Origin of the sequence: Sinorhizobium sp. FG01, assembly GCF_002531875.1 — a bacterium.
Taxonomy (GTDB): Bacteria; Pseudomonadota; Alphaproteobacteria; order Rhizobiales; family Rhizobiaceae; genus Sinorhizobium; species Sinorhizobium fredii_C.
The window spans coordinates 206,537-232,683 of record NZ_NWTB01000012.1 but is presented as its reverse complement, the minus strand read 5'-3'; the positions used below and the strand labels follow the sequence as shown (position 1 = coordinate 232,683).

The following is a 26,147-nucleotide window of genomic DNA, read 5'->3' as shown; positions in this document are numbered from 1 at the left end:
CTCGCCCCGGCCAGCAGATCGACGCTGAAGCCGGCCTCGTCCTCGCTGGCACTGCCGCTGACCGCCGCCGACACCGCTGGGGCGTCGTTGGTGCCGTGGATAGTCACCACGACTTCTCGACTGGCCGTACCATCGGCCGACCACACCGTCAGCGTCTCTGTCACCATCTGCCCGGCGGTGAGCGCCTGCGTCGCGGCGCACGCGTTGTCGAGCACGTACGTCCACGCCCCGGTCGTCGCGTCGAAGCTGAAGCGGCCGTAGGTGCCATCAAGCGCATTCTTTTGAGGCGTCTGGAAATGTTTCTGGCCGGTATCGACATCGTAGACGTTCAGTGTGCCGGCGGCAGTTGCCGAACCAGGGTCGCCATTGCTCGTGCCTCCTGCTTCGATTACGGACCCTGTGGACGTGCCGCTGATCGCTGCCGCGTCGTTCTGGCCGACGATGTCCAGCGTCACTTTCGCGTAGCTGAGGGTGCCATTGGATAGCCGGATGGAATAATAGAACGAGTCCTGGATAGACTCACCCCCAGACAGCGAATCGACGCTCCGGGCATTCTCAGGCGAATTGGAACCGCTATCGATTCTGAATTCGATCTTTCCATTGTAGATTCGGATCCAGTTTCCTTCGGCGGTCTTCTCCCAGCCTGTTGTAATATTGCTCTGCAACAACTCACTCATAAAATTCGAGCCGCCGTCGTCGATGGACCAGAGTGTCTTCGCCTTGCCGCCGAGATCGTTGGACATCACGTTCAGCGCGATGGTGCAGGTAGCCGCATCGTAGATTCCAGACGCCAGCAGTTGCTCTTCAGTCCATCCATAAGTGTCGCCCTGCGCCTGCGGAGTGTTGTTGAAGGATGTAGTGCTCCCACCACCTGTGGTCTGCGTCGCCATAAACCCTCTCCATTACTTTGGGTGCCCTGCTCGGGTCATGTGATTTCGAGTTTGATAGATTGCGGCAGCCTTTCCGGGATGCCGCTCGTGCATGTTTATCTGGAGCGGCCCAGGTCACATCCAGAGAGCTCGGAACAAAGGCGTCCACATCGCCTGTTCCGTCGGAGATCTGGTAAATTCGCGAGATCGCATTCAGGAAGAGGGTGGGAAACCGGCCGAGCTCAGCCGGTCCCCCCGCAATCAAAGCTGGCGCGCCCTCATCAGGCGAAACTACTCTGCACACGTCTGCTCCTTTCCGGCCAGCGCATTCAAATGGCCGGACTGGCTTATGCTGGAAAATTTGATTGGTTCCCCTAGCCGCTTCCACGCTAACGCAGCAACGGCTCGAGCAGATCCCTATCCCTGCTAAGTTCTTAACATGTTTGATCAATTAAAAAACTAATCTTTCGGTGTACTACTTTAATGCAGACGGATTAAACCTTGGGCGTTTCGCATTTCTCAACTGTTTAGAGGTTCAAGCTATACTGGAGAGCTTTCGCTTGTCGTTAGCACTGCGTCCGGAAAATTGTCGCCATGTCCATTTCGCCGACCGCAAGCGCACTCCCCCGGCGCGGCTGTTAGGGCGAGTCTCTCCCCGTAACTGTCGGTTCCCAATTGCCCGACAATGACTGCATCAGTCGCGGCTTGCGGCGTCGAGGTGCGGTGGAACGAAAGTCTCATTCGGTCGAAGGGCGTCAGGCAGCGTCTCGGCTGACCCAAGGCGGCGCATTCCGCGATAGACGGTGGTCGAGGCCAGAGTTGCTTGCAGCTTCAGTTGGTAGTCATCCGGCATTGACGAGTTTCATGCGGCCGGGACTTTTCATCTCGAGTGCTGACTACCAAGCCTCTTACCTTGTTCTCTTGCGGCGGCGATGCATTCGTTCGTTCGGAGATCAGCCTGCGCGAATGCGGTGGCACCGAACACAGGGAAGATCAGCTCGCGATCGGCCGAAGCGGACCTGCAGCCTTCCTGCTATGATCCGGTTTAGCTCGCAATAACGCGCCGGCCCAGGGCTGGTGCCTCGGCACCACCAGAGGCACCAATGTCGCCCGAACCCATAAGAAAACCGACTCGCCAGGTCCAATCCTAGCGTCGGAAATTCCACCGTTGGGGGCGCTGACAGGCGGGATCTCTGATCTTTGCCGTCGTCCCAAGGGCTCTCGTAGAACCAATGAACCAAATCGCTGAACGGCGGCTTTGTCCCGCCTCGTGTCCCTTCGTACTGATAGCTGCGAACGACTGCTTGCCAACCACGCACGACGCTGGTGAAGGTGAACTCTCGACCCAAAGCGGACTGTCAATTCGTTGCGCGTGAACGGCAGGTTTGCGCCCTCATCTCAGCCAATCCAACCACCGGCACGCGCCCCCCGCCTATTGCACGGAACTGACGACAGACGAGCTGAAACGGCGCTGCGGTCGGCCGATCGTTCGCGCGCGCGCCCGGCTATCGCGACGCCCTGATCGGGAATTCTTGGCAGCCGGGGGCAAGCTGACCTACGAAGAAATTATTGCCCGCAACCGAGCGGTCACCGCGTGATAGCGAATCTTAAAGGCGCTGAACGCCTCATTCGACGGGAGCGAAGTCGAATGCGCAGATGCCGGATGGCGGCTTCGCGCTGCTCTCTGGCCGGCTGAAGGCCAAGGTCGACCCTGTGTTGTCGTTGGCGCTAGGCGCGTGCCGCCTCTTCAGCTCTGGACGCATGCTCGACTATGGGCCACTAAGCATAAGCTCTTGAACTCGGGCGAGCCGCAATCCCGGCGTCTCCTACATACTCTCAATGAGGAGACCGACCTTTTCAGTTTCGATTCAATTCATGCCGAATGTCTCACGACAATTTCAAAGCCGATCTTGATCATCGGCTCGACCTCCTCGCCGGACAGCTTTCGAAGAATTGATCGCGCTGCCTGCGTGCCGATCATGCGGCGGTCGATGCGTACCGTCGTCAGGGACGGATAGGTATGGGGTGCGAAGTCGAAATCGCCGAAACCGATGATCGCGACATCCTCCGGCATCCGGCGACCCCTGGCGATCGCCTCAGTCAGGGCTCCATGGGCAACGACGTCTGAACTGCCGAAGATGGCGAGCGAGCCGCCGCCACGGTCGAGCAGTTGTGCCAAGGCCTGCCGTCCGTCGCTGAAGGTCGAGGGAGAGTTCATCTCGATATCGGGCAGTTCGACCGGGGCGACGCTCGCCAGTCGGTTGATGAAGCCGTCGCGGCGCTGGAGCGCGCGCGGGTCGTTTGCGCCGATCTGAGCGTAACGGTCATACCCCTTAGCCATCAGGTATTCCGCGACCAGCACGCCGACGTCATAATGCGAGAACCCGACCGCCGTATCGAGCGGCGACGGCGTGGAATCCCATATCTCCACGATCGGCAGTCCGGCCCCGGTCAGCATCGACCGCGTTTCTTTCAAGTGCGTGATGCCGGTCAGAATTATGCCGTCTGGTCGCCGCGCGAGAATGGCACGGGTCAGTTCCAGCTCCCGCTGATGGTCATAGCCCGACAGGCCCAGCAGCAGCTGGTAGCCTTCTGCTACAAGCTCGGCATTGAGGCCTTCGATCGCCTCGGCAAAGATGGTACTCGATACCGATGGAACAATGGCCGCCACCAGCCGAGTGCGGCGCGACGCGAGCCCGCCGGCTAGCAGGTTCGGCACATAACCGGTGCGGGCGATGATGCGCTGGATGGCCTCAAGCGTATTCGGCTTCACGAGGCTCGGCGTATTGATAGCGCGCGACACGGTCACCGGAGAGACGCCGGCGAGCTTGGCGATGTCCGCCAGCGTAACCGGGCTGGATTGCTCTGGCTGTCCGCCTCTTTCCTGTCTCGCCATGACTGTCTCCATCTCAAAAATGATTTACGCTTTCATTTTGTGATTTGGCAAGTCTTTCCCCAAACAAAATTCTGTAGGTCGCTCTAATTGGTTGAAATCACTTGGTTCAGTGGCTTGTAGCCAGGTCTTGCAGAGCGCGAATTTGCTGATAAAATGGAAGCGCTTTCATTTTCCGGTTGAGGAGCCGGATGATTGATTTTCAGAAGGGCGCACCGGCGTCCAAACGGGAGGAGGAATTCATGCATTTGAAGCGTTTCATCACATTGGCGGCGATGGCCGCATCGATCTGTGCGGTGACTGCGACTGCGGGTCGCGGCCAGGACTATCCCTCGAAGACGGTGACGGTCATCGTTCCCTTTGCCGCTGGCGGCAATACCGACGCATTTGGCCGCCTCGTTGCCGAGCAACTAGACAAGCGGCTGGGTCAGCGCTTCATCGTGGAGAACAAGCCCGGCGCCGGCGGCAATGTCGGTCTTGGCGAGCTCGCCCGCGCCGAGCCCGATGGCTATACAATTGGCATGGGAACGGTCAGTTCCAACGCGATTAATCAGACCCTCTTCAAGGCGCTGCCCTATGACAAGGCAAAGGGTTTTGCGCCGCTGTCGCTGATCGCCCGAATGCCGAACGTGCTCGTCGTCAATCCGGAAAAGCTGCCGGTCAACTCCGTGCAGGAACTAATCGAACTGCTGAAGAAGGAGCCGGGCAAGCACACCTATGCTTCCTCGGGCGTCGGCACCTCGATCCACCTCGCCGGCGAACTGCTCGCAACCAAGACCGGCGTCAAGATCACCCACGTGCCCTATAAGGGCAGCAGCCAGGCGATCATGGACGTGGTAGCCGGTCATGTCGATTTCATGTTCGACAACATTCCGACGGCTGCCCAGCAGGTAAAGGCCGGCAAACTACGCGCGCTGGCGGTCACCAGCCTCGACAAGGCATCGCTGCTGCCCGACGTGCCAACGATGGATAGCGTCATTCCCGGCTTCGAGGCGACATCCTGGCACGGCATTTTTGCACCGGCGGGTACCCCGCCAGAAATCGTCGAAAAGCTGAGCAAGGAAGTTCAGGCCATTCTTCATGAGCCTGCAATGAAGGAAAAGATAGAAAGCATGGGCGCGACGCCGGTCGGCAATACGTCGGAGGAATTCGCCACGTTCATCAAGGGCGAAACCGAGAAATGGGCCGAAGTCATCAAGGCGGCCGACGTTCCGCTGCAGTGACCTTTTCGTCCACTGGCCGGCGTATCACGCCGGCCGGTGCATCCTGAATCGTGGATCTTGAAGCCATGTTAAAGATTAGAAACGGCCGCGACTTCGTCGGCGGCGTAGCGGTGATCGTCGTCAGCCTCCTTTTCATCTGGTTCGGCCGGGAACTCGACGTCGGAAACTCGTTCCAAATGGGACCCGGCTATTTTCCCAGGATGCTGAGCCTGCTCCTGATCAGCATCGGAGTGCTGATTATCCTTCAGTCATTGGTCGTTGCCTCCGAAGCCGAGCCGGATGAAACAGCCAACTGGAAGGCTTACGCACTGGTCATCCTGGCCCCGATTGTCTTTGGGCTCGCGCTCTCTCGCCTGGGGCTCGCCCCAACGATGTTCCTGATGATCGTCGCCGTCAGCTTCGCCAGCAAATATGCGGGCTGGCGCCATTCGGTCGCGCTCGCCCTGTTCATGGCGATCTGTTCGGTCGTGCTCTTCACCCGGCTTCTGTCGCTTCCCGTCAGCGCCTTCGGGCCATGGATTCCGTTCCTCGGCAACTGACCGACGCCGTCTGCGAGGAGTTTCGTGATGGATATCTTTTCCGACCTTTGGCTGGGCGCCACCACCGCCTTTCAACCTGTGAACCTGGCCTATGGCTTCATCGGCTGTCTTCTGGGAACCGCCATCGGAGTTCTGCCGGGGCTCGGACCGACCGCGACAATCGCCATGCTCTTGCCGATCACCTTCGGCCTGCAGCCGGAGTCGGCGCTGATCATGCTGGCAGGTATCTTCTATGGCGCCCAGTATGGTGGCTCGACCACGGCGGTCCTCATCAACCTGCCCGGCGAAAGCTCGTCTGTTGTCACTGCGATCGACGGCTACCAGATGGCACGCCGCGGGCGCGCGGGCGCGGCGCTGGCAACGGCGGCGCTCGGGTCCTTCTTCGCCGGCACCGTCGCAACCGTCCTGCTTGCCGTTGCCGCACCGCCCCTCGCCGCTGTCGCGCTGAAGTTCGGACCTGCCGAGTACTTCTCGTTGATGGTGCTGGGTCTGGTGGCCTCGGTGGCGCTGGCCAGCGGCTCGCTGCTGAAGGCCTTCGCGATGATCGTGTTCGGTCTGCTGCTGGGAGCGATCGGCACCGATGTGGAAAGCGGCACACCGCGCTATGTCTTCGACATCCCCCAGCTTTATGACGGCCTCAATTTCGTGGCGGTCAGCATGGGCATATTTGGCCTCTGCGAGATCCTGCGCAATCTCGAAAACGAGCACGAGCGCTCCGTCGGCGTCAGGAAGGTCACGGGTCTAATGCTGACGCGCGACGATTTCAGGCGCATCCGCGGTCCCGTTCTGCGCGGCACCGCACTTGGCTCGTTGCTCGGCGTGCTGCCGGGCGGTGGCGCCATGCTGTCCTCCTTTGCGGCCTATGCGCTGGAAAAGCGCGTCTCGCCAAACCGCGCCGAGTTCGGCAAGGGCGCGATCGAAGGGGTGGCCGCCCCGGAAGCGGCCAACAATGCCGGCGCGCAGACCTCCTTCATTCCAATGCTGACACTCGGAATCCCCGGCAATCCGGTCATGGCGCTGATGGTCGGCGCGATGATCATCCAGGGCATCACGCCCGGCCCCAACGTCATTTCCGAGGAGCCCGCGCTGTTCTGGGGCATGATCGTCTCTATGTGGTCGGGGAACCTGATGCTCGTCATCCTCAACCTGCCGCTGATCGGGTTGTGGTTGCGCATGCTGACCATTCCCTACCACCTTCTGTTTCCGGCGATCATCGGTTTCTGCTGCATCGGCGCCTACAGCATCAACAACAGCGTTTTCGACGTCTTCATCATGGCGGGCTTCAGCGTTGTAGGCTTTGCACTTTTCAAGCTTCGCTTCGAGCCGGCGCCTTTGCTCCTGGGCTTCATCCTAGGGCCAATGCTGGAGGAAAACCTGCGGCGCGCCATGCTGATCAGCCAGGGCGATCCGACCATCTTCGTGCGCAGCCCGCTCAGCCTGTCGCTGCTGGCGGTCGCCGTGCTCGTGCTGGGCCTCGTACTTGCACCTTCGATCAACCGCAAGCGTGACGAAGCCTTCACCGAGTGAGCCGATGCGAACCTCACTGACACAAGAAAGAACTAGCCGATGACTGAAGAACTAAGCAATGCCCTCACGGGCATCTCCGGCATCCTCGTCACCCCCTATGACAACGCCGGTGAGATCGAGCCCCGGCGACAGAAGCCGATCGTCGACAAGGCGATAGCAGCGGGCGTGCACATTCTTGTCGCCAACGGCAATACGGGCGAATTCTATGCCCTGACTGTCGAGGAGGCCGAGGCCATGGTACGCGCTTCGGCCGAGCATATCGGCGGACGCGTCCCTCTTCTGGCGGGCGTCGGCCGAGGCGTACGGGATGCCTGCCAGTTGGCGCGAACATCGAGGGCAGCAGGGGCCGCGGCCCTGATGGTCCACCAGCCGCCGGATCCGTTCTCGTCCCCTCGTGGCCTGGTCGACTATGTGAAGGCGGTAGCCGACGCCGCGGAGGGCTTGCCCGTCGTGCTCTACCTGCGCAACGATGCCATCGGCATCAAGACGATCCGCGATCTTTGCGCGCTCGCCTCGGTCATCGGGGTCAAGTGGGCGACGCCCAATCCGCTGAAGCTTGCCGAAGCGATCGCCGCCGCCGATCCCGACATCGTATGGGTCGGGGGGCTGGCCGAAGTCTGGGCGCCCGCCTTCTATGCGGTCGGCGCGCGCGGCTTCACGTCTGGCCTCATCAATGTCTGGCCTGAGCGATCGGTCGCCATCCATTCGGCACTGGAAGCGGGGGACTACCACGAGGCCAACCGCCTGATTGCGGGCATGAGGGCATTCGAGGATATCCGCGCCGAGGAACTGAATGGAACCAATGTCACAGGTGTCAAGGCGGCACTGGCAGCGATCGGCCATGACTGCGGCGCCACCCGGCCACCATCAGCTTGGCCGCTCACTTCATCCCAGCATGCGGCGCTACAGGCATTCATCACATCAAACGAAATCCGCTTCTGATTGAAGCCAATGCGGCCGAAGACCGGCCGGAGAAGTCCATGACACCGAAAAAGACCTACGAGCAACTGCGATCCGCCCGCTGGATGGTGCCGGACGATCAGCGTTCCTTTGGCCACCGTTCGAGGACCATGCAGATGGGATACGATCCGGTGGACTGGGAGGGCCGGCCTATCGTCGCGATCCTCAACACCTGGTCGGATGCCCAGCCCTGCCACATGCATTTCAAGGACCGCGTGGAATGGGTCAAACGCGGCATCCTGCAGGCCGGTGGTTTTCCCATGGAGCTGCCGGCGCTGTCGCTATCGGAAAACTTCGTCAAGCCGACGACCATGCTTTACCGTAACCTGCTGGCGATGGAAACCGAGGAGTTGCTGCGCTCGCATCCTGTTGACGGCGCCGTTTTGATGGGCGGCTGCGACAAAACTACGCCTGCCCTTATCATGGGCGCTCTCAGCATGGGCCTGCCCTTCATCTTCCTGCCGGCCGGACCGATGCTGCGCGGTAATTATGCCGGCAAGTATCTGGGCTCGGGCACCGACGGGTTCAAATACTGGGACGAGCGCCGCGCCGGCACGATCTCAAAAGAGGAATGGCAGGGCATCGAGGGCGGGATAGCTCGCTCCTACGGCCATTGCATGACCATGGGGACCGCCTCGACAATGACGGCGATCGCCGAGGCCATGGGCCTCTCCCTGCCCGGTGCCTCTTCAATCCCTGCGGCTGACGCCGGCCACCAACGCATGTCGACACAATGCGGCCGCCGCGTCGTCGAGATGATCTGGGACGACTTGACGCCGGACCGGATCGTTACCCCTGCGGCGGTCGAGAATGCCGTGACGGTGGCCATGGCAACGGGCTGCTCCACCAATGCGATCATACATGTAATCGCCATGGCGCGCCGCGCCGGCATTCCGCTGGAGCTCGACGACCTCGACCGGATCGGCCGCACCACACCGGTGATCGCCAATATCAGGCCTTCAGGCAGCAATTACCTGATGGAGGATTTCTACTATGCCGGCGGCCTGCGCGCGCTGATGAAGCAGCTTGGCGACAAGCTCGACAGTTCGGCGATTACCGTTACCGGCAAGCCGCTGACCGATGGGCTGGAAGCGGTGAAAATCTGGAACGAGGATGTGATCCGGCCTCTCACCAACCCCGTCTATCACGAGGGATCCCTCGCCGTGCTGAAGGGCAATCTCTGCCCCGACGGCGCCGTGATCAAGCCAGCCGCTTGCGATCCGAAGTTCCACCGGCACAAGGGGCCAGCGCTGGTGGCCGACAGCTATGCCGAGCTCAAGAAGATTATCGACGATCCCGACTATCCGCTGACGCCGGACACGGTGCTGGTACTGAGAAATGCCGGCCCCCAAGGCGGGCCGGGCATGCCGGAATGGGGCATGATCCCCATGCCGAAGGCGCTTTTGAAGCTTGGGTTGCGCGATATGATGCGCATCTCCGATGCCCGCATGTCCGGCACATCCTTCGGGGCATGTGTGTTGCATGCGGCTCCCGAGGCCTATGTCGGTGGACCACTTGCGCTGCTCCGGACCGGCGACATGGTCCAGATGGATATTCCCGCACGCAGTCTCAATATGCTTGTGTCGGACGATGAGCTGGCGGCACGACGCGCCGCCTGGACGCCGCCGCCCCCGCGCTACGGCCGTGGCTACGGCCTGATGTTCTCGAAACACATCGAGCAGGCTGACAAGGGCTGCGACTTCGATTTTCTCAAGACGGATTTCGGCCCCCGGGTCGATGAGCCCGCGATCAACTGATTAGATTTGGAGACGAGCATGTCCGACTATGTATTGACCGATGCCACACGCGCCAAGCTCATGAAGGTCTCGACCGCGTCCGTAGCAACAGCTCTCTACAAAAGAGGGTTGCGCAACCAGTTCATCCAGAATGTCCATCCCATCTCCTGGAAAGGGGTCAACATGGTGGGGCAGGCCTTCACTTTGCGCTACATTCCGGCGCGAGAAGACCGCAACCCCATCACAGTGTTTCGTAATGCCGACCATCCGCAGCGGGTGGCGGTGGAGACCTGCCCGGCCGGACATGTGCTCGTCATGGACAGCCGCAAGGATGCGCGCGCGGCCTCGGCCGGTTCGATCCTCGTCACCCGGCTCGCCGTGCGCGGCTGCGCAGGGGTCGTCTCCGACGGCGGTTTTCGCGATGCGGACGGCATAGGCCGTCTCGACATGCCGGCCTATCACCAGCGGCCGTCGGCGCCAACCAACCTCACGCTGCACGAGGCGCTCGATATCAATGTGCCGATTTCCTGCGGGGACGCCCCTGTGTTTCCCGGCGATGTGATTCTCGGGGACAGCGACGGCGTGATGGTGATACCGGCGCATCTCGCCGACGAGATCGTCGAGGAATGCATCGGCATGGAAAGTTTTGAAGACTTTGTGCTCGAACAGGTTACCAACGGCGCTGGTGTCATCGGCCTCTACCCGCCGACATCGGACAAGGCGCAGGCGGACTACTCAGAATGGCGAAAGAAGATGGGACGTGGCTAAGCTAAAAAAACTCTCTGGGAGGCGATCTGATGGCTGACCCGCAGCGCCTTCATCTCGCCGTCGGCCCTCGCAACGCCTTTTCGGCCTGGATGTCGCCATAGCCATATCCGCCGCCATGAGACGAGAATAGCCGACCAAATCGGCGTCACATCCCCGCGACGCAGACATATTTGAGCTCGAGGAAGCCTTCGATGCCGTATTTGGAGCCCTCCCTCCCCATGCCGGATTGCTTGATGCCGCCGAAAGGCGCCATCTCGTTGGCGATCATGCCGGTGTTGACGCCAACCATGCCGGCTTCGAGCGCTTCGGCGACGCGCCACACACGCGCGAGGTCCCTGGCATAGAAATAGGAGGCAAGGCCGAACTCGCTGTCATTGGCCATGGCGATCACCTCCTCCTCGTTCTTGAACGTGATGATTGGAGCCAACGGTGCAAAAGTCTCCTCTTTCGCCACCTTCATCGCCTGGGTGATTCCGCTGACGACGGTCGGCTCATAAAAGTTGCCGCCAAGCACGCTGCGCTTGCCGCCGGCAAGCAGCCGGCCGCCCTTTTCGAGAGCATCCGCGACATGCTCCTCCATCTTCTCTACGGCACGGAAGTCGATCAGCGGCCCCTGGCTGACACCCGCCTCCGTGCCGCGGCCAAGCCTGAGCGACGAAACCTTGGCGAGCAGCTTTTCGGTGAATGCTTCGACCACGCTTTCCTGCACATAGATCCGGTTGGCGCAAACGCAGGTCTGGCCGGCATTGCGGAATTTTGAGACCATCGCGCCGTTGACGGCGGCGTCGAGGTCGGCGTCGTCGAAGACGATGAAGGGGGCATTGCCGCCGAGTTCGAACGACAGGCGCTTGATACCGTCGGCCGCCTCCTTCATCAGCCAGCGGCCGACGCCGGTGGAGCCCGTGAAAGTGATCTTCGCCACTTTCGGATTATGGCAAAATTCAAGGCCGATCGGCTTCGCTTCGCCGGTCACCACGGAAAAGACGCCTTTCGGCACACCGGCACGCTCGGCAAGGACGGCAAGCGCCAACGCCGAAAGCGGCGTCTGGGAGGCGGGCTTCAGGATCATGCTGCAGCCGGCGGCAAGCGCCGGACCGGCCTTGCGCGTGATCATGCCGTTCGGGAAATTCCAGGGCGTGATAGCCGCGCAGACACCGACCGGCTGCTTCAAGACCATGATCCGCTGGCCGGCACTGGCTCCCGGAATGATGTCGCCGTCGATGCGCTTTGCTTCCTCGGCGAACCATTCGAGATAGGCCGCGTTGGAGATGACCTCGCCCTTGGCTTCGGCGAGTGGTTTTCCCTGTTCCGTCGTCAGGATCAGCGCCAGGTCATCGGCGTTCGCGACGATCAGCTCGAACCAGCGCTTCAGTACCTGAGCGCGGTCCTTGGCGGTGCGTTTGGCCCAGAGCTGTTGCGCCTCGGCAGCCGCGTCGATCGCCGCGGCGACGATCTCGCGTCCGAGACTGGGAACATCGGCGATGACGGCGCCATCGAAAGGATCGCTCACGGCGAACGTCTTGCCGTCCGGGGCCGAGATCCACTCACCGGCGACAAAGGCCTTGTTGGTCAAAAGCAAGGGGTCCTGGAGCGCGATCTTGCGGGGCTCGGTCATGAAATCTCTCCAATGATTTTGAGAAGGGCGGGAACGGCCAAAGAGAGGCCGGAGAGGAGCAAAAGAACGAAGGCCACACGGCGCATGGCGAGATTCGAGATCGGTGGCGGCCAGCGTTTGGCTGCCAAAGTCAACGCCATCACGACAGGGATGGCCAGGAGGCCCCACCAGAAACCTGCAGCCGGCATGTGCCCGGCCGACGCGACGACGCCGAGGCGGATCACCGCGTTGACGGCGAAGACAGCGACAAGCGTCTCTCGAATGGCCACCGGCGGCAGTGGTTGCCGGTAGAGATGATAGACGAGCGGTGGGCCGCCCGTGGAGAAGAGCCCGCCCATCAACCCGGCGATTGCGCCGAAGAAGATGAAGGACGGCGTCGATGACGGTTTAGCAAGCGGCGCCGGCTTCAGGGCCAGCTGAATGCTGGAGGCAATGATGACGACACCCAGCACCAGCTTCAACCAGTTGATCGATGCCACGGCCAGCACGCCCAAGAGCCAGTAACCGGCAAAAAGAGCGATCATGCTCGAGATAAGCACCGGCACGAACTCACGCACAGCGATATCGCGCCACCCTTTGAGGAGAACCTGGGCCGCATTGATGAACGTCAGGCAACTGACGAGGACCGCCGCGTCCGGCAAGCCGAGCATCCCGGTCAATCCGACGCCGCCCATCATGATGAGACCGAAGGCGAAGCCGGTCAGGGTCTGCACGTAGGCCGCCACCGCCGCGAGCGTCAACAGTCCTGCGAGGCCCGCCGGATCCATGCTCACAGGTTCCGAAGTTCGGCGAACGTCGCGGCATACGAGGCGTCCGATCGGTAGAAGACAGGCGGTTGCCCGATTGGCGCGGGCACCATGATCTCCTCCCCGCCGGCATATTCACGGCCGCTCCAGACATGGATCCAGTCGTCACCCGCCGGCAGGTAAAGAGTCCGTTCGGACTGTGCCGCCTGCCAAACGGGCGCTACGAGCATTTCCGATCCGTAGAGATAACTGTCCTGTATCCCGTAAGTGTTGCGATCGTCCTCGTAATGCAGGAAGAGGGGCCGTTGAACAGGAAGACCCCGCACCGACGCTTCCCGCGAGAGTGTCTTCAGATAGGGGGCGAGATGGACGTAGATGCCCGTCATCCGTGCAAAATGGGCGAGCACCTCGGGATCCTGGTCGATCTGGACATTCTCGCGCGGGCGGTTGCCTTCGTGGCTGCGCATCACGGGAGTGAACGCCGCCATTTCCGCCCAGCGCATCAGCAATTCCGGCGTGCGCACGTTCCCGAAGAGGCTCGTGTATCCGCCGATATCGGAGTGGTGATAGGCATTGCCCAGGAGCCCCGACGAGAGCGCGGCGCAAATGACGGTCACGAGCCCGTCATGACGGGAGAAATCGACCGACTGGTCGCCGCCCCATAGCAGCGGGCAATGCTTCTGGACGCCGGTGAATCCCGCGCGCATGAAGAACAGGGCCTCGCCGGTCTTGCCGCGGCTGGTGAGTGCCTTGGCGTTGACTTCAGCCCAAAGCGTCGGCCACTGGTTGTGCATCAGCTTGGCGTCGACGCCATTGGCGAGTTCGACATCGATCGGCAGATACTCCCCAAAGTCGGCCATCCAGCCGGATAGGCCATAGTCGAGCATCCTGCTGCCGATGATCTCGTCGGCAAACCAATCCGCCGCTTCGGGATTGGTGAAGTCGACGATGCCGCAGTCGAACTCGCCGAAATCGACCAGGGCCGTGCGGCCGGACGCATCCTTTGCGAAATAGCCCGCCGCCTCCGCTTCCGCAAACAGCGGCCCATCCGCGCAGAGGTAAGGGTTCACATAACCCAGGAACCGGACGCCTTCGTCGTTCAACTGAGCAATACGCTGCCTGAGCCCCGGATACCGTTCCTCGTTTGCCTGCCAATCCCAAAACAGCCTGGCCCCAAAGGACGTCTGCCTCAAACCCACCCAGTCCTCGCACCAAAGGCCGGATACGCGCACGCCGGCATCCTTCATCTTCTGAAGTCGCGCGAAGGAATTGACGCCATCCTTCAGGCCGACAATCGCGCCACTGTAGACCCAGTCGGGAAGCATCGATTGGCGTCCGAACCGGGAAGAAAGCTTCTCGACAAGGTCAACAAATGTGCTAGCCGCGAAGAGCTCGATCCGCTCCGGAACCGACCAGATCTCGATCTCGTGAAAAGTCTTGCGGCGGAAATCGAAGACCGAATAGGCGGACGTTTCCACATGCAGCGCGTAGCGGGCCGAGGAAACGAAGGTCGGCTGCGGATAGTTGGTGTTGAAGTAATCGCCTCCCGCGCGGTCCTTGACGTTCGATCTGAAGGTGATCTCGCTGGTCTTGTCGCGGCCAACACCTGGTTCCGACGTCCAGAGCGGAAAGCGACGACCGCGCATATCGAAATAGGACATCTGCTCGCCGCCGCCCCAGACATGTTCGTCAGGATCGGCGACGACGCGGATCCAGACCCGATTGACGGCCAGATCAAGCGCGGTGAACTCGATTGCGCCCTCACCAATCGTCAGGGCCAAGCGCGGTCTTTGTCCTTCCCCTTCTGAGAGTACGATGCGTCGTCCGTCGATTTCGGCATGCGCTAGCGGCCTGCGCTCGATGACGTAGTCCTCGATCTCGAAGTTGCCGCGATACATGTCCATGCGCTCTTCGCCGTGACCAGCGTAGATGCAGGGGGAAGACGCGCTATGGCGGAGGATGGCCCGGCCGTCGAGAGAAAGCGTGAAGCCGGTTGGGGTCGTCTCAAATTTCATAGGTGTCACACTCAATTCTGCATCAATCCGGCGTCGACGATGAAGTTTGCGCCGGTACAGCCACTGCTTTCGTCCGAGCCGAGGAAAAGCGCGAGGCGGGCAACATGGCTCGCGTCGAGGCGGAATTTCAGCGCCTGGAGATCAAGGAACTGCTGGTTCTGCTCCGGTGTGGTCCAAAGTTTCAGCTGTCGTTCGGTGACGATCGCGCCGGGTACGATGCAATTGACGCGAATGCCGGAAGGCCCGAGTTCGCGGGCGAGCGTCCGCGTCAAACCGTTGATTGCCGCCTTCGCCGTCGTGTAGCCGACCATGCCGGGCCGCCCACGCATCCAGGAGATCGAGCCGAGCATGATGACCGAACCTGCGCCCTTTGCCGCCATCAGCCGGCTTGCCGCCTGGGTCGCAAAGAACTGATGATCGAGGTTGAGCGCCAGCGCACGCCGCCAATAGTCCGGCTCTACGTCCGCCAGCGCATGACGGTCGTCCTTGCCGGCATTATGGCTTGGGCGGTTGACCGCGCCGAGATCCCGCTCGATATCGTCGCGAAAAAGATCAACGTGAAGCCGGAGCGTATTGCGACCTGGATCGAGGGCGAAGAGCGCCCGACCTTCCGCTAGGCACAAAGCCTGTCTAGCGCGTTGCATATTCCGTTCGGACACCTATTCCTGAAGGAACCTCCGGAGGAAAAGCTCGCGATTCCTGATCTTCGAACCGTTGGCGGCGACCCAGCCCGTAAGCTCGATCTGAACTTCCGCGACCTCCTGAATGACATTCTCTTCAAACGCGACTGGTTCCGTGACTTCATCCAGGATCATGCCGGCCGCGAACTGGAATTCGTCGGAAAATATACCTTCAGCGATAGCGCCGAGACCGTCGCCGCCGACATGCGAAAGTCGCTCTACGGTGAGGAAGGGCCGCCGCAGACCGGTAGTTGGGAAGAGCAGCTACGCATGCTCATCGACAAAGCCGAGGCGGCCGGCATCTGGGTCATGCGCAACGGGATCGTAGGCAGCAACACCCACCGCCCGCTTTCCATCAGCCAGTTCCGTGGCTTTGCCATCAGCGACAAAGTCGTTCCACTGATCTTCATCAACGGAAAGGATGCCAAGAAGGCGCAGATCTTCACCTTTGCGCACGAGCTCGCGCATATTTGGCTCGGCGAAAGCGGCGTTTCCAACGTCCACCTGGGCGATGTGAACTATGGCGTCCACCAGAAGGTCGAACGCAAGTGCAACGTATCGCCGCGGAGTTCCTGATCCCGACGGCCGGTTTCCCGGCGCAATGGCGCGCAGCGGATAGCCTGTCGGACAATGCCGACCGGCTGTCTCGCATCTACAAAGTCAGCCGCATCGTCATCGTGCGGCGGGCGCTCGATCTCGGCTTGATAGAGCAGCCGAGCTATTCGCGCTTTTACGCAACCGAGGTCGCGCGGTGGAGCGATACGCCAACAGGAGGGCGGGAGCTTCCACAATAACCTGCCCTTGCGCAACGGGCTGCGCTTTACGCGCGCGGTCGTCAACCAGGCGGTCGGCGGCGGGTTGCTTCTGCGCCACGCTGCATCCTTGTTGAACGCTCAGCCGACGGCCTCAGCTATCATAAGAGCGGTCGCCTGACGCAATGAAGTTTCTGCTCGACACGAACGTCTTCATCGAGGCGAAGAACCGATATTATGCCTTCGACATCTGTCCAGGCTTCTGGGACTGGATGGATGCGGTTTGCGACGGCGACGTCGCGTCAATCGTCAGTGTCCGCGACGAGATGACCGGCGGTAATGACGAACTCGCGGACTGGGCCAAGGACCGGAAAGTTCCTGGCCGTCGATGACGTCGACACGCAAGCCAATTTCGCCGAGATCGTCCAGCACGTGGCAACGGCCCACTATAGTGAGCCAGCAGTTGCAAAATTCCTCGACAGCGCCGATTCACTACTGATCGCCAAGGCCCGATTGATCGGCGCCATCGTCGTCACACATGAACTGCCGAACCCGGGATCGAAGAAACGAGTCCTGATCCCGGATGTCTGCCTGGTCTTCGGCGTTCCCTTCATGAACACATACGAAGCGCTCCGCCAGTTCTCCGCAAAGTTTGTTTGGTCGGCTTAACAATCGAAGTCCGGCAGCAGCGATGACCGAAGCATACGGAAATCCGCGTTCCGTTCGATACATTATGCGATTTTAAAAACCTCTTCTTTGCGCCCAGTGGTTGCTCACGATAAGTGGCGCGTCGAAAGAAGGTGACCCACTATAGCAAATCAGCTAACCGTTCGAACATTCTCGGCCTTTGGGCCGACCAGGAGCCATGTCGTAATCTTGCCCTTGCCCTTCACATCGACAGGTCCCCGACATTCGAACTCGAATTGATCGCTCAACTGCGTGTAAGTCTCAGGAGAAACTTGAATGCGGCCGGGCACGCCTGTGGTCTCCATCCGCGATGCCACATTCACTGCATCGCCCCAGACATCATAAAAGAACTTCTCCACTCCTACGACGCCTGCGACAACCGGGCCGCTGGCTATGCCGATGCGAATCGACACGGCGCGCCCATGCGGATCATGCAATCGGTCGGCAGCATCGAGCATTTCGAGTCCAAGGCCGAACCAGGGCAGCGGCGTTATCCGGCCGCGCCACGGGCACGCCGCTGACAACCATGTAGTTGTCGCCTGTGGTTTTGATCTTCTCCAGGCCATGGCGCTCAACCAGCTGATCAAAGGCCGTGAAAACCTCGTTGAGAAATTCGACAAGTTGGACGGGCGAAGTTTGGCTGGCCTCGGCGGTGAACCCTGCCATGTCGGCGAAAAGTATCGAAGCGTCCTCGTGCTTGTCGGCAATCACCTGTGTGGCACCGGACCTCAGCCGATCGGCAATCGCCGCAGGCAGGACGTTCGTCAGCAATGACTCGGATCGCGCATACTCAAATTCTGCCATTGCCTCGGATCGCGCGGCTTCCCGAACCGCATAGAACACGACGGCGAACATGATTGTCGTGGTGGCGGTCACAACCGCGATGAAGACGCCTAGCATTTCTGTCCCGGATAGCAGTCCGCTATTGTGGGGAGCAGCGATTTCCAGAGCCAGGATGAATACCAAGGAAAAAATGCCGACGATGAGTGGAGGTGCGAGGGGTTCCACACCGAGAACCAGCACCGCGCCCGAAGCAAACGCCAAATACTCCATTTGCATGCCGCTATCGGTACCGACCAAGAGGCAAACGATGAAAATTCCCGGGTAACTCACGAAGAGAAAGGCGACAGCAGCGGCGTTCGGTCCAACGCGATGGAGAAGTGGAACGCCGAACAGAAGAACTGCAATGCCCGCATCAATGAGGACGACCGTGCGGAGCTTGAAGTCCGTCAGATAGTAAGCCGCGAAACCCAACCAAACGAGGGCCGTGCCCCAACACGTGATATTGAGGACGCGAAGTCGTCTGGCAATTTTTCTCGGATAGCGTCCGGTCCCGTAGCCAAGAACGTCAAGCAAGCGCGCGCCGCTACGCCGCGGTCCACGCAGTTCGAGATCAGCCCGCGTCATGCCGAAATGATCGCCCACAGCTGCGTCACCCCCATTGCAAGCACGAGGATGATGCTTGCTCCTGTGTACAGCACCGTAGGTATCTGCTTCAGGCGAGCGCCGAAGCTGCTGCCCGAAAAGTCTTCGACTGCATCGTTCAACATCTCAGCCGGACTAGCCGCCAGGTTCGCGCTCGCGATGATCGTGGTCGCAATCACGGCTGAACTCAGGACAGCAAAACCTTCCTCAGTCAGCATGTTGTTTCCCTAAATTTGATCGCGCGTTGATGCCAACAATTAAGTTTGCTATTTATCTTATCCTTTATTGTTCTCCATTCTCCCAATTTATTTCTGTTGAAGTCAGCCGTTACTACGAGGCCCTCCCAGGAAAAAGACATCTCGCATCGAGCATGTTGGTTCGGCCGAACGGGACCGCACTCGATAAATACTTTGTCCGGCGTCTCCGAGTAGAAAACTGAATTGTTCTTGAAAGGGCTCGTCGCATCACGTCTAGTTCGGAAGGTCGACAGCCCGGTCGTTGGGTCTTTGAGACGATCCCTTTCCTTGCCGTACCAGTTTAGCTTGTGTCGAAACAGAGCGTCTATCGACATGCTGGGACCAAAGCGCACGACAAATTGGACGACGTTTAATGACCCGATCTCGCGGAAAGCTTGAAGGTTGGCCGGCGACTTATAGTTGAAGTTAGGGTAGTCAGTAATAAACGCGTGGGCGGTCGCTTTCGAAAGAAGTCCATCCTTGGGCGGAGGCACCAAGAAATAACCCCTTGGTATGACGAGGGCGAGATTGCTGACGGGGGATTTGACAGTTATAGGCTGCTCAGAACTTTGCGGCCCGCAGCCAACGAGCATCAAGCCCGCTACGATGGCGGACAGCCCGCGAAATCTCACCCGGGAGCACACAACAGCCACCCCACTGGTCCATTTTCTGCGTCTCACGAAAGCAGCCGCGAACAGGCGGTTAATGCCCTGAAACATTAGTGCTCCCGAATAACGACGCAGCTTATGAACAAGTCCTTCTTCTGCGCACAACATACCCCCAGCCGAATGATCGACCGAATTCAAAACGCTAAATCGATGGTAGCTATCATGGCCCCGAGATGAAACATTGTGCGTCTCACCGTCGCGCAACCGATGATCGTGGACAACCTCTGTCAAGATCCGTCGGCTGACCCTTCATGGGGCCTCTCCCGACGTCTCGGAGTTCGCTCAGCAACGTGAAAAATCGCCAGTGCCGAAAAGGTGTTCGCTTGGGTTCACGACGCTGCAATCACGGACGATACAGGGTCGCTGAAAGCGCCACCAGCGTCGGCACGCTGCGGTTGGCGAGCACCCGATCATAGACCTGTATCATGAACAGCGGGCTGACAGCATCAAAAGTTTGATGACGGCGCTGAGCGCCGCCACTCCTAGGAATGCCTTGCGGGTCTTGCGAAACGCGTCGACGACCAGCGATCGCCGCCACTGTGCTCGAGTTCGACGATACGCTCTTCGCCGACTTCGGAGCCGTGCTCGCCGCGGCATCGCAGGTGGAATCGAATATGGCGATCACTTTCGACGCGGTCAACACGGTCACGCTGAAGAACGTCGTCTTGACGAACCTGCATGCCAACGTTCTCGTTGCTTAAGGGCTGAAGCGTGACGACATTGATGCCAGAGTCGTCGTTCCGGCGCCGGCGGTGAAATCGGCGATCCTAACCGTGCGAAGCCCGGGCGGTGACCAGCGCCTTTCGGGGTCCGGCTTTGGATCCTCGCCTTGAAAGGATTCGAACTGCAGGACCCTGGACTCCACAATCGCAGCAATGCCATCATCCAAGTGGGAAACGAGCCGAAAACCCGTCAACGAGCTTGTTTGCTATTTAACGGCGTCGGTGAAGCCTTCGAGTTTCAATCCGATTGATGATAGAGCGTCTCCAAGACTTAGCTCGGCCGCTGCCTTTCGTTTTTCCGGAAGCAGGCTAAGGCCCTTCTGGATCGCGGCGCGCCAACTCTGACCTCTGCCCCAAGCTTCGGCAAAGACCTCCGCGAGTTCCTCTTGTCGGCGTGTGGTTTGCAGCGCCTCGATCAGGAGGCTGGCCTGATAAACGTCCTTCTCCCGTTTCGCGATACCGTTTACATCCGACTGCCTGCGGGAGGCGACGATCAGTTTGTGCACTGCATAGCGCTCCGGCGATGGCACGATCACGGGAACTCCCGAGCGATGCAGCATGACAGTCCGGACGGGCTCATGGATCAGAAAATCGAGAAAACGCAATGGCTGTGCCGACGCCCCGCCAAGAGCGGGCATCGGGCTGGCATGATCGGCATACTCATCGGAACCCCGATTGGGTGTGAGGAATTCCACCCGATATCGGGCGGCATTCTCAAACTGCGTGATCCTGTGCGGGTCTGACCGATGTGGAATCGCCCTGAAAGTAGCGTCGACGCTCTTCAGAATGCCGATGACGGGCGGCAGGCTGTCCTCGACAGTCGAGGACACCGAATAGTGCTGAGCGAAATCGGCGTCTCCGGTCTGCAACGAGGCTCCGGGCAGTCGGACACCCAGGTGTCCGGCATAGGTCTGGAATGCGACCGTGCCGACGAGAACACCGCGTAGCCGGAAGATGCCGGCTGCTCCCATGGCTGCGACCACGTCTCCCGTGAACCTGTCGGGACCCGCCAGCCCTGCCTCCCGGGTGAGAGTCGACACCAGTTTTCGACGACCGCGCAGATCATCCTTGATGCTTTGGAAACTCTCCACACGTCTTGCAATCTCCGGATCATCTGCCGGACCGACATATTTGCGTGTTTTGTTTGGCTGGGTCTGCTCGAAATACCAGTAATATCTTCCCTTCACAGGAACCCGGACGAAATTGCCCGACGTGGAGAAATCTGTCTCAAACGACGCATCAAGGCTACGCTGAACGAGCTCCGCGAACATTGTTCGGTACACCAGATCGACCGTCTTCATCAGCAAGCTCGCTATAAGATTTACGCAATTTTCTTATAACTTACACCACGGCTCGCCGGCAAGAGGCGCCAACTATAAGACGATCGTGAAAATCTTATAACTTCATTGCAATCGGTTCCCGACGATACATTATGCGATCTTTTTAGGCCAAAAAGTGAACATCACAGCAACAAGCCGTGCAGGGCTCGTGGGAGTACGATTCCGTCCGACTGTAAGGCGACGTCCACGCTTAAGTCGGTGAAAGGCAGCATTGCGCCACAAGTCGGTTGTCTATGTTGCGTTGAGGGTCTCCCACAAGGGGACATCGCGAGCCAGTTCGTGGCTTGGTGTGAAAAGGCCTCCTCTGCGACGAAAAAGGAGGCATTCATCTGCAAGTTCGACAGCTTGTGCGAAAACTCGACGTCTCAGTCCTGATGCCAGATTTCATGCTCTTCGACAGCGAAGTCGATTACCTTGGAAATGCGGCCGTCCGCAGTAAGGGAGACTGACATATCCGTGGTGTGATTAATGCCGGCGGCACGAAAGAGCCTGCGGATGCACCGTATTTCATCGCCGCCAATATTACCGATTTTATGGAAGGTCGCGTTCACAAACTCCGTCTCAAAAGCTAGGTTCGGAAAAAACTCCGCGGAAACATCGTTGCCGTCCCGATCGATCACCTGCTGAAGCGTACAAACCTGAAAATGTGCGGGTATGAGGCAAAGCAGAGCGGGCGACGATGCCGCTCTTATGTAGGCGTCTGCTTCGGCATCGAAAACCGCGCGCACATGGGCTTCGTCTTGCTGGCGACGATAAACTTTCCTGATGCGGCCAGCGTCCCGGTTCACGAAAATAACGCCATAGGCTCCTTCATCAAGGTACACAAAATCTGTGCCCGCAAGAGCCAGACCCCGCGTAGCATTCGCAAAAAACACTCTATTGCCCCCTCTTCTCGGCTGCTTGTAAGATCGGCCAGACCGACGCTTTTTGCCTTCCCCACATGTGGAGTTCCAGGAACGTTTCCGTGGTCGATACCGAGGCCGCTCAAGGACTCGAAGGCAAGGCCAATATCACCAAGGCCGCATTTCGGCGAGGAATTGATCAAAACGAATGCGATGAAATTGGGGAAAACAACTTATACCTGTGTCAGCGCCGCCTAGATGTAGTAATTCTGCAAGCATGGTCTGATGGAAAACAAATATGCCGCGCTATTCCGCTTTCTACGCCTACCCCGCAGGCTCTGCAACAGTAACGGATGCGATCCACGGAGCCGTGGAGAGGAGTTCGCGAGGCAACCTCTCGATCAAACCATGGGAGAACATGAGCATCGCAGGCTTCAAGCTTGATGATCTTGTTCGGGACCAGATCAAGGATGCAGATGTCCTACTCGCAGACATAACCTATCCGAACCACAACGTCCTCTACGAGATTGGCTACGCTATAGCGCTCGAGAAGCCCGTGATCCCCACGCTGAATCTGGCCATAGAGAAAGCAGCAGACAGGATTCGGACGATCGGCCTTTTCGACACATTGGGATGGGCCACTTACCACAACGCGGACGAACTGCACGGATATCTGAAGTCGTGGCAAGAAGTGGGCTGGGTAAATCGCTACGTCCGCAAGCGTGATCACTCGCAGCCGCTGTTCGTCTTGGACATGCTGGCAAAGACGGACTTCAGGAACCACATCTTCCACGCGGTCGACAATTCCGGCGTCAATGCGCGCACATTCGATCCGCAGGAAATACCCCGTCTGACTGCGGCCCGCGCCATCTCTGACATTTCGGCCTCGGCAGGGGTAATATTGCCCATCATAGGCAAGGAGATCGTCGACTCCGAACGGCATAATCTCCGCGCCGCCTTTATGCTCGGTCTTAGTCACGGCTATGGAATCGAGGCGATGGCGATTCAATATGAGAACGGCCCGGCGCCTGTCGACTACCGCGACTTCATCACGAATTCGACTTTTCGAAGGGAGACTGAGGATCACATTTCGAGGTACTGTGAGAACACTCTAGTCTGGAATCAGAAAGCGACAGCGCGAGACGCCCAGGGCGGTCCCGGACTACTGGGCAAGATCGATCTCGGATCGTCTGCAGCCGAGAACGAGACCCAGCAGTTAAACTACTATTTCATCAGGACTGCGGAATACGCCAGAGCGCTGCGTGCCGAGGGTGGAGTGGTCACGGGGCGCAAGGGTTCCGGGAAGACTGCGGTCTATCTTCAGATAGCAGCTGCTGCGCAGCAGGACCGTGAATCCTGCGTCGTCGATCTACGGCCCGCAACCCATAATCTCAGTGAAATGCGCGAAAAGCTCCTGACGGTGGTAAACGCGGGTGTATACGATCACACCATCGCTGCCTTCTGGCAGTACACCCTCTATGCGGAGATACTGCTGAAGATGAGGGAGATCGTCCTACCCAGGGCGCGCAACGACTTCTCGCTTCAGGAGCGGATTCGCAGGATTGAGGATGATTTCCGTTTCGACGAGGGGGTTGTTTCGGGCGACTTCACGTCGAGGTTGGAGACGGCTGTGAGGGAGGTTATTCGCGCAACGCAAAGCGTACACACGGAAGCTGATCTTCGAAGCCAGCTCACGAACGCGATGTACGAAAACATTATACCGAAGCTCCGCGAGGCTGTCCTTTCTTTCACCGACTTCTTCTCGACGGTGCACGTCCTCATCGACGATCTCGATAAGGGCTGGCCGCCAAGGCAGGTCGAACAGCATGACGTTCTTATAGTGAAGCATCTTATCGAGGCGCTGGGACGCATCCAGCGTGATCTGACTAAGCGCAAGCTCGAATTCAAGCATCTGGTATTTCTCCGCAGCGACGTCTACGAGCGACTGGTGCAGCAGACTTCGGATCGCGGCAAATATAACCCAATAAAGGTCGACTGGTCGGATCCAGCACAGCTCCGCCATCTACTTAAGCAGAGAGTCGTGAGTAGCGTGGAGAAAGATCAGGAAGAGGCAGTCTGGGATGCATTCAATCCAGTTCTTGACGACGGGCGCAATGCTCTGGACTGGATGATCGAGACCTCATTGCGGCGCCCCAGGTTCCTGATAGACCTGTGCGAGCGCATTCTGTCCTTTGCGATAAACCGTGGTCACGCGTCTGTCACACAGGAAGACGTCGAGGAAGGTCTCCGCCAAATGTCTCTCTATTTAGTCTCGGACTTCGGATACGAATTGCGCGACGTCGCCGGTACTCCCGAGGACATCTTCTACTACTTCATCGGTAGTGGCAGCAGGCTTTCAGCGGTCGAACTCCGTTCGCTCCTTTCGGGCGATTATTTGGGGCTGGGCTTCGAGGAGACACTCGACCTGCTGCTATGGTACGGTTTCTTAGGAGTGGAGACTGCTTCCGGACCTGTCTTTATCTACGATCGTGCGTATGACATCAGGCGGCTAGAAGCGGAGCGTGGGCGTGACAGAAACAAGGCCACCTATTCCGTCAACCCGGCATTCCTTCGAGGGCTGAACTAGCACTTCGGCGGCAGCCGCGGGCCGAGTATGGCTCGGCGGGTGCGTGCGATCGAAGATCGGACGGCCGATCCGTTGTCTTGCGGTCGGGAATAAACAGATCAGAATCATCTGAAACAAAGCGCATGTTTTCTAAGTGTTCGCAGAGTATGGCTTTCCTTTCCCGCCCCAGCCCAAAACAAGGGACGAGGCGGCCAACATCGCCCCAAACACGAACAGCAAATTCTCTCGTCAACCTGATCTCCGACCCGGCCAACCTTCGACGCCCCTACGCCCATAACCTGCCAGTATGTCGCATTCGCGTGAGAGATTGAAAACGGAGTTAACGGATGAATGTCCAGACGATGTTGGAAGGAGGCGAGGCCCTCCTGGAGCAAATGATCATCGACCGAACCCAGGAATCCCTGACGCTGGATTTCAAACGCGGATCGATTTTTAAGGAGGGCCTGCTCGACAGCCCCAACCGGGCGACGCTCGGGGCCGCGCTCTCCGCATTCGCCAATGCTGTCGGGGGCATTCTCGTCATCGGCGTTGATGCCAGGAAGACGAAAGATGGGATCGACTGCGCTGGGGAGCTTATGCCCGTTGCAAGTTTCGAAAGAGCGCAGACTACCCTGGCCCAAGCGGTCGGAGATCTGCTGCAGTCGCGCCACAGCGGGATTCGGGTCTACGGCATTCCTTCAAGCAGGCGACCTGGCTACGGATATCTCGTAGTGGATGTGCCTGCATCCAGCCAGCGGCCACACAGATCCCAAGCCGACGCTAAATATTACAAACGCGCTGGCGCATCAAACTTCGTGATGGAGCACTATGAGGTGGTGGACGCTATCCGCAGTTCTGCCGCCCCAGATTTAGCCTTGGGGTACGAGCTCACTAAAGGCATTAGCCGACCCCATGAGAAGCACTTTGAAGCCAGACTCAGGCTTGCCCTTACTAATCTGGGCCGAGCGACTGCCCGCCACGTATCGCTTCAGATTACAAATGTCGGTCCCTACGGCGTCGGTTGGCATGGCCTAGGGGAAAACGTGATGGTGAATCAGTACAATGATACGAGGACGATCTCTCACATCCCTGAGCTGGTGATACACCCGGGCGAAACTCGTTACGTCTGCAGCCTGACACTGGATGTCATCAATAGTGCGAGCGCCGGGACAAGCATTGGTGGGGTGCCCGATCAGCGTTCGCCGTTGAAGATTGCGTACCGGAGCAATGCCGAGCATTTCGGGAGCGAGGCGGCCGTACTAGAGGTCACTCTGCACGAAATCTACTCCGCAGCAGCATGCTACTGACCGGGTGAGCGTATCACAATCGGTGCTCAGT

At 59.3% G+C, this 26,147-nt stretch carries 23 protein-coding genes and 1 pseudogene; 13 read left to right on the top strand and 11 right to left on the bottom strand.

Annotation, left to right across the window (positions count from 1 at the left end):
* Together CO656_RS21260 and CO656_RS21255 are read right to left on the bottom strand one after the other, a co-directional pair.
* The coding region (locus tag CO656_RS21260; protein WP_202862271.1) for a VCBS domain-containing protein at positions 1-890 on the bottom strand (890 nt) is incomplete at its 3' end.
* 1,852 nt (positions 891-2,742) lie between these two features.
* Entirely contained in the window at positions 2,743-3,765 is a 1,023-nt protein-coding gene (locus CO656_RS21255; protein WP_097527025.1) for a LacI family DNA-binding transcriptional regulator, read from the bottom strand.
* A gap of 239 nt (positions 3,766-4,004) precedes the next feature.
* Here CO656_RS21255 and CO656_RS21250 point away from each other — a divergent pair, with 239 nt between their 5' ends.
* The 6 genes from CO656_RS21250 to CO656_RS21225 all read left to right on the top strand — a co-directional run bounded on the left by CO656_RS21250 (position 4,005) and on the right by CO656_RS21225 (position 10,515).
* Complete coding sequence (locus CO656_RS21250) at positions 4,005-4,985, top strand: tripartite tricarboxylate transporter substrate binding protein (RefSeq protein ID WP_097527039.1); 981 nt, start codon at positions 4,005-4,007, stop codon at positions 4,983-4,985.
* Between the two features lie 65 nt (positions 4,986-5,050).
* Complete coding sequence (locus CO656_RS21245) at positions 5,051-5,524, top strand: tripartite tricarboxylate transporter TctB family protein (RefSeq protein WP_097527024.1); 474 nt, start codon at positions 5,051-5,053, stop codon at positions 5,522-5,524.
* Positions 5,525-5,551: 27 nt separating this feature from the next.
* On the top strand, positions 5,552-7,051 hold the full coding sequence (locus CO656_RS21240; RefSeq protein WP_097527023.1) for a tripartite tricarboxylate transporter permease: 1,500 nt from the start codon (positions 5,552-5,554) through the stop codon (positions 7,049-7,051).
* Between the two features lie 39 nt (positions 7,052-7,090).
* Positions 7,091-7,993 carry a dihydrodipicolinate synthase family protein gene (locus tag CO656_RS21235; RefSeq protein WP_097527022.1) on the top strand — a complete coding sequence of 301 codons (903 nt, stop codon included), beginning with the start codon at positions 7,091-7,093 and terminating at the stop codon, positions 7,991-7,993.
* A 38-nt stretch (positions 7,994-8,031) separates the two neighbouring features.
* A complete protein-coding gene (gene araD / locus CO656_RS21230) occupies positions 8,032-9,768 on the top strand; it encodes an L-arabinonate dehydratase (RefSeq protein WP_097527021.1) in 1,737 nt (578 codons plus the stop codon).
* Positions 9,769-9,786: 18 nt separating this feature from the next.
* The gene (locus CO656_RS21225; protein WP_018237610.1) at positions 9,787-10,515 is read left to right on the top strand and encodes a ribonuclease activity regulator RraA; all 729 of its coding nucleotides are present in this window, start codon (positions 9,787-9,789) and stop codon (positions 10,513-10,515) included.
* A gap of 145 nt (positions 10,516-10,660) precedes the next feature.
* Here CO656_RS21225 and CO656_RS21220 read toward each other — a convergent pair whose 3' ends face one another.
* Genes CO656_RS21220 through CO656_RS21205 form a run of 4 tightly spaced genes read right to left on the bottom strand, consistent with a single transcriptional unit; the run spans position 10,661 to position 15,535 of the window.
* Positions 10,661-12,130 (bottom strand): NAD-dependent succinate-semialdehyde dehydrogenase, encoded by a 1,470-nt coding sequence (locus tag CO656_RS21220; protein WP_097527020.1) that lies wholly within the window; start codon positions 12,128-12,130, stop codon positions 10,661-10,663.
* Positions 12,127-12,897, bottom strand: coding sequence for a sulfite exporter TauE/SafE family protein (locus CO656_RS21215; RefSeq protein ID WP_097527019.1), 771 nt, complete (start codon positions 12,895-12,897; stop codon positions 12,127-12,129). Before CO656_RS21215 ends, CO656_RS21220 begins: the two co-directional genes overlap by 4 nt.
* 2 nt (positions 12,898-12,899) lie before the next feature.
* The gene (locus CO656_RS21210; protein ID WP_097527018.1) at positions 12,900-14,891 is read right to left on the bottom strand and encodes an alpha-glucosidase; all 1,992 of its coding nucleotides are present in this window, start codon (positions 14,889-14,891) and stop codon (positions 12,900-12,902) included.
* A gap of 11 nt (positions 14,892-14,902) precedes the next feature.
* A complete protein-coding gene (locus CO656_RS21205; protein WP_234819538.1) occupies positions 14,903-15,535 on the bottom strand; it encodes an SDR family oxidoreductase in 633 nt (210 codons plus the stop codon).
* Here CO656_RS21205 and CO656_RS30905 point away from each other — a divergent pair.
* From CO656_RS30905 to CO656_RS21195, 3 genes and pseudogenes are all read left to right on the top strand, one after another.
* Positions 15,530-16,147: an ImmA/IrrE family metallo-endopeptidase gene (locus CO656_RS30905; protein ID WP_234819537.1), complete on the top strand. Its 618-nt coding sequence runs from the start codon at positions 15,530-15,532 to the stop codon at positions 16,145-16,147. The two genes, CO656_RS21205 and CO656_RS30905, sit on opposite strands and share 6 nt — an antisense overlap.
* Positions 16,120-16,365: a hypothetical protein gene (locus tag CO656_RS30900; protein WP_234819536.1), complete on the top strand. Its 246-nt coding sequence runs from the start codon at positions 16,120-16,122 to the stop codon at positions 16,363-16,365. The genes CO656_RS30905 and CO656_RS30900 overlap by 28 nt, the downstream gene beginning before the upstream one ends.
* A gap of 143 nt (positions 16,366-16,508) precedes the next feature.
* A pseudogene (locus tag CO656_RS21195) lies at positions 16,509-16,992 on the top strand (DUF4411 family protein).
* Between the two features lie 149 nt (positions 16,993-17,141).
* Here the strand turns inward: CO656_RS21195 and CO656_RS31285 are convergent.
* Genes CO656_RS31285 through CO656_RS21185 form a run of 3 tightly spaced genes read right to left on the bottom strand, consistent with a single transcriptional unit; the run spans position 17,142 to position 18,653 of the window.
* Positions 17,142-17,468 (bottom strand): adenylate/guanylate cyclase domain-containing protein, encoded by a 327-nt coding sequence (locus CO656_RS31285; protein ID WP_272938874.1) that lies wholly within the window; start codon positions 17,466-17,468, stop codon positions 17,142-17,144.
* Positions 17,440-18,435 (bottom strand): adenylate/guanylate cyclase domain-containing protein, encoded by a 996-nt coding sequence (locus CO656_RS31280; protein ID WP_272938873.1) that lies wholly within the window; start codon positions 18,433-18,435, stop codon positions 17,440-17,442. Before CO656_RS31280 ends, CO656_RS31285 begins: the two co-directional genes overlap by 29 nt.
* Positions 18,414-18,653 carry a hypothetical protein gene (locus CO656_RS21185; protein WP_097527017.1) on the bottom strand — a complete coding sequence of 80 codons (240 nt, stop codon included), beginning with the start codon at positions 18,651-18,653 and terminating at the stop codon, positions 18,414-18,416. The genes CO656_RS31280 and CO656_RS21185 overlap by 22 nt, the downstream gene beginning before the upstream one ends.
* 1,225 nt (positions 18,654-19,878) lie before the next feature.
* Here CO656_RS21185 and CO656_RS30295 point away from each other — a divergent pair.
* The gene (locus tag CO656_RS30295) at positions 19,879-20,040 is read left to right on the top strand and encodes a hypothetical protein (protein WP_158255692.1); all 162 of its coding nucleotides are present in this window, start codon (positions 19,879-19,881) and stop codon (positions 20,038-20,040) included.
* A gap of 227 nt (positions 20,041-20,267) precedes the next feature.
* Here CO656_RS30295 and CO656_RS21175 read toward each other — a convergent pair whose 3' ends face one another.
* Both CO656_RS21175 and CO656_RS21165 read right to left on the bottom strand, forming a co-directional pair.
* Positions 20,268-21,362 carry a GSU2403 family nucleotidyltransferase fold protein gene (locus tag CO656_RS21175; protein WP_179864811.1) on the bottom strand — a complete coding sequence of 365 codons (1,095 nt, stop codon included), beginning with the start codon at positions 21,360-21,362 and terminating at the stop codon, positions 20,268-20,270.
* Between the two features lie 404 nt (positions 21,363-21,766).
* Entirely contained in the window at positions 21,767-22,276 is a 510-nt protein-coding gene (locus tag CO656_RS21165) for a hypothetical protein (RefSeq protein ID WP_097527014.1), read from the bottom strand.
* Between the two features lie 89 nt (positions 22,277-22,365).
* Here CO656_RS21165 and CO656_RS30290 point away from each other — a divergent pair, with 89 nt between their 5' ends.
* From CO656_RS30290 to CO656_RS21155, 3 genes are all read left to right on the top strand, one after another.
* Positions 22,366-22,593: a hypothetical protein gene (locus tag CO656_RS30290; protein ID WP_158255691.1), complete on the top strand. Its 228-nt coding sequence runs from the start codon at positions 22,366-22,368 to the stop codon at positions 22,591-22,593.
* Positions 22,542-24,830, top strand: coding sequence for a hypothetical protein (locus tag CO656_RS21160; RefSeq protein WP_097527013.1), 2,289 nt, complete (start codon positions 22,542-22,544; stop codon positions 24,828-24,830). Before CO656_RS30290 ends, CO656_RS21160 begins: the two co-directional genes overlap by 52 nt.
* 326 nt (positions 24,831-25,156) lie before the next feature.
* Entirely contained in the window at positions 25,157-26,116 is a 960-nt protein-coding gene (locus CO656_RS21155; RefSeq protein WP_097527012.1) for an ATP-binding protein, read from the top strand.
* The last annotated feature ends 31 nt before the right edge of the window (positions 26,117-26,147 follow it).

Excerpts from the sequence above, each read along its gene's own strand:
- CO656_RS21255 (WP_097527025.1), bottom strand. The coding sequence starts at position 3,765 with ATGGCGAGACAGGAAAGAGGCGGACAGCCAGAGCAATCCAGCCCGGTT.
- CO656_RS21250 (WP_097527039.1), top strand. The coding sequence starts at position 4,005 with ATGCATTTGAAGCGTTTCATCACATTGGCGGCGATGGCCGCATCGATC.
- CO656_RS21245 (WP_097527024.1), top strand. The coding sequence starts at position 5,051 with ATGTTAAAGATTAGAAACGGCCGCGACTTCGTCGGCGGCGTAGCGGTG.
- CO656_RS21240 (WP_097527023.1), top strand. The coding sequence starts at position 5,552 with ATGGATATCTTTTCCGACCTTTGGCTGGGCGCCACCACCGCCTTTCAA.
- CO656_RS21235 (WP_097527022.1), top strand. The coding sequence starts at position 7,091 with ATGACTGAAGAACTAAGCAATGCCCTCACGGGCATCTCCGGCATCCTC.
- araD (WP_097527021.1), top strand. The coding sequence starts at position 8,032 with ATGACACCGAAAAAGACCTACGAGCAACTGCGATCCGCCCGCTGGATG.
- CO656_RS21225 (WP_018237610.1), top strand. The coding sequence starts at position 9,787 with ATGTCCGACTATGTATTGACCGATGCCACACGCGCCAAGCTCATGAAG.
- CO656_RS21220 (WP_097527020.1), bottom strand. The coding sequence starts at position 12,130 with ATGACCGAGCCCCGCAAGATCGCGCTCCAGGACCCCTTGCTTTTGACC.
- CO656_RS21215 (WP_097527019.1), bottom strand. The coding sequence starts at position 12,897 with ATGGATCCGGCGGGCCTCGCAGGACTGTTGACGCTCGCGGCGGTGGCG.
- CO656_RS21210 (WP_097527018.1), bottom strand. The coding sequence starts at position 14,891 with ATGAAATTTGAGACGACCCCAACCGGCTTCACGCTTTCTCTCGACGGC.
- CO656_RS21205 (WP_234819538.1), bottom strand. The coding sequence starts at position 15,535 with ATGCAACGCGCTAGACAGGCTTTGTGCCTAGCGGAAGGTCGGGCGCTC.
- CO656_RS31285 (WP_272938874.1), bottom strand. The coding sequence starts at position 17,468 with ATGCTCGATGCTGCCGACCGATTGCATGATCCGCATGGGCGCGCCGTG.
- CO656_RS21185 (WP_097527017.1), bottom strand. The coding sequence starts at position 18,653 with ATGCTGACTGAGGAAGGTTTTGCTGTCCTGAGTTCAGCCGTGATTGCG.
- CO656_RS21175 (WP_179864811.1), bottom strand. The coding sequence starts at position 21,362 with ATGAAGACGGTCGATCTGGTGTACCGAACAATGTTCGCGGAGCTCGTT.
- CO656_RS21160 (WP_097527013.1), top strand. The coding sequence starts at position 22,542 with ATGCCGCGCTATTCCGCTTTCTACGCCTACCCCGCAGGCTCTGCAACA.
- CO656_RS21155 (WP_097527012.1), top strand. The coding sequence starts at position 25,157 with ATGAATGTCCAGACGATGTTGGAAGGAGGCGAGGCCCTCCTGGAGCAA.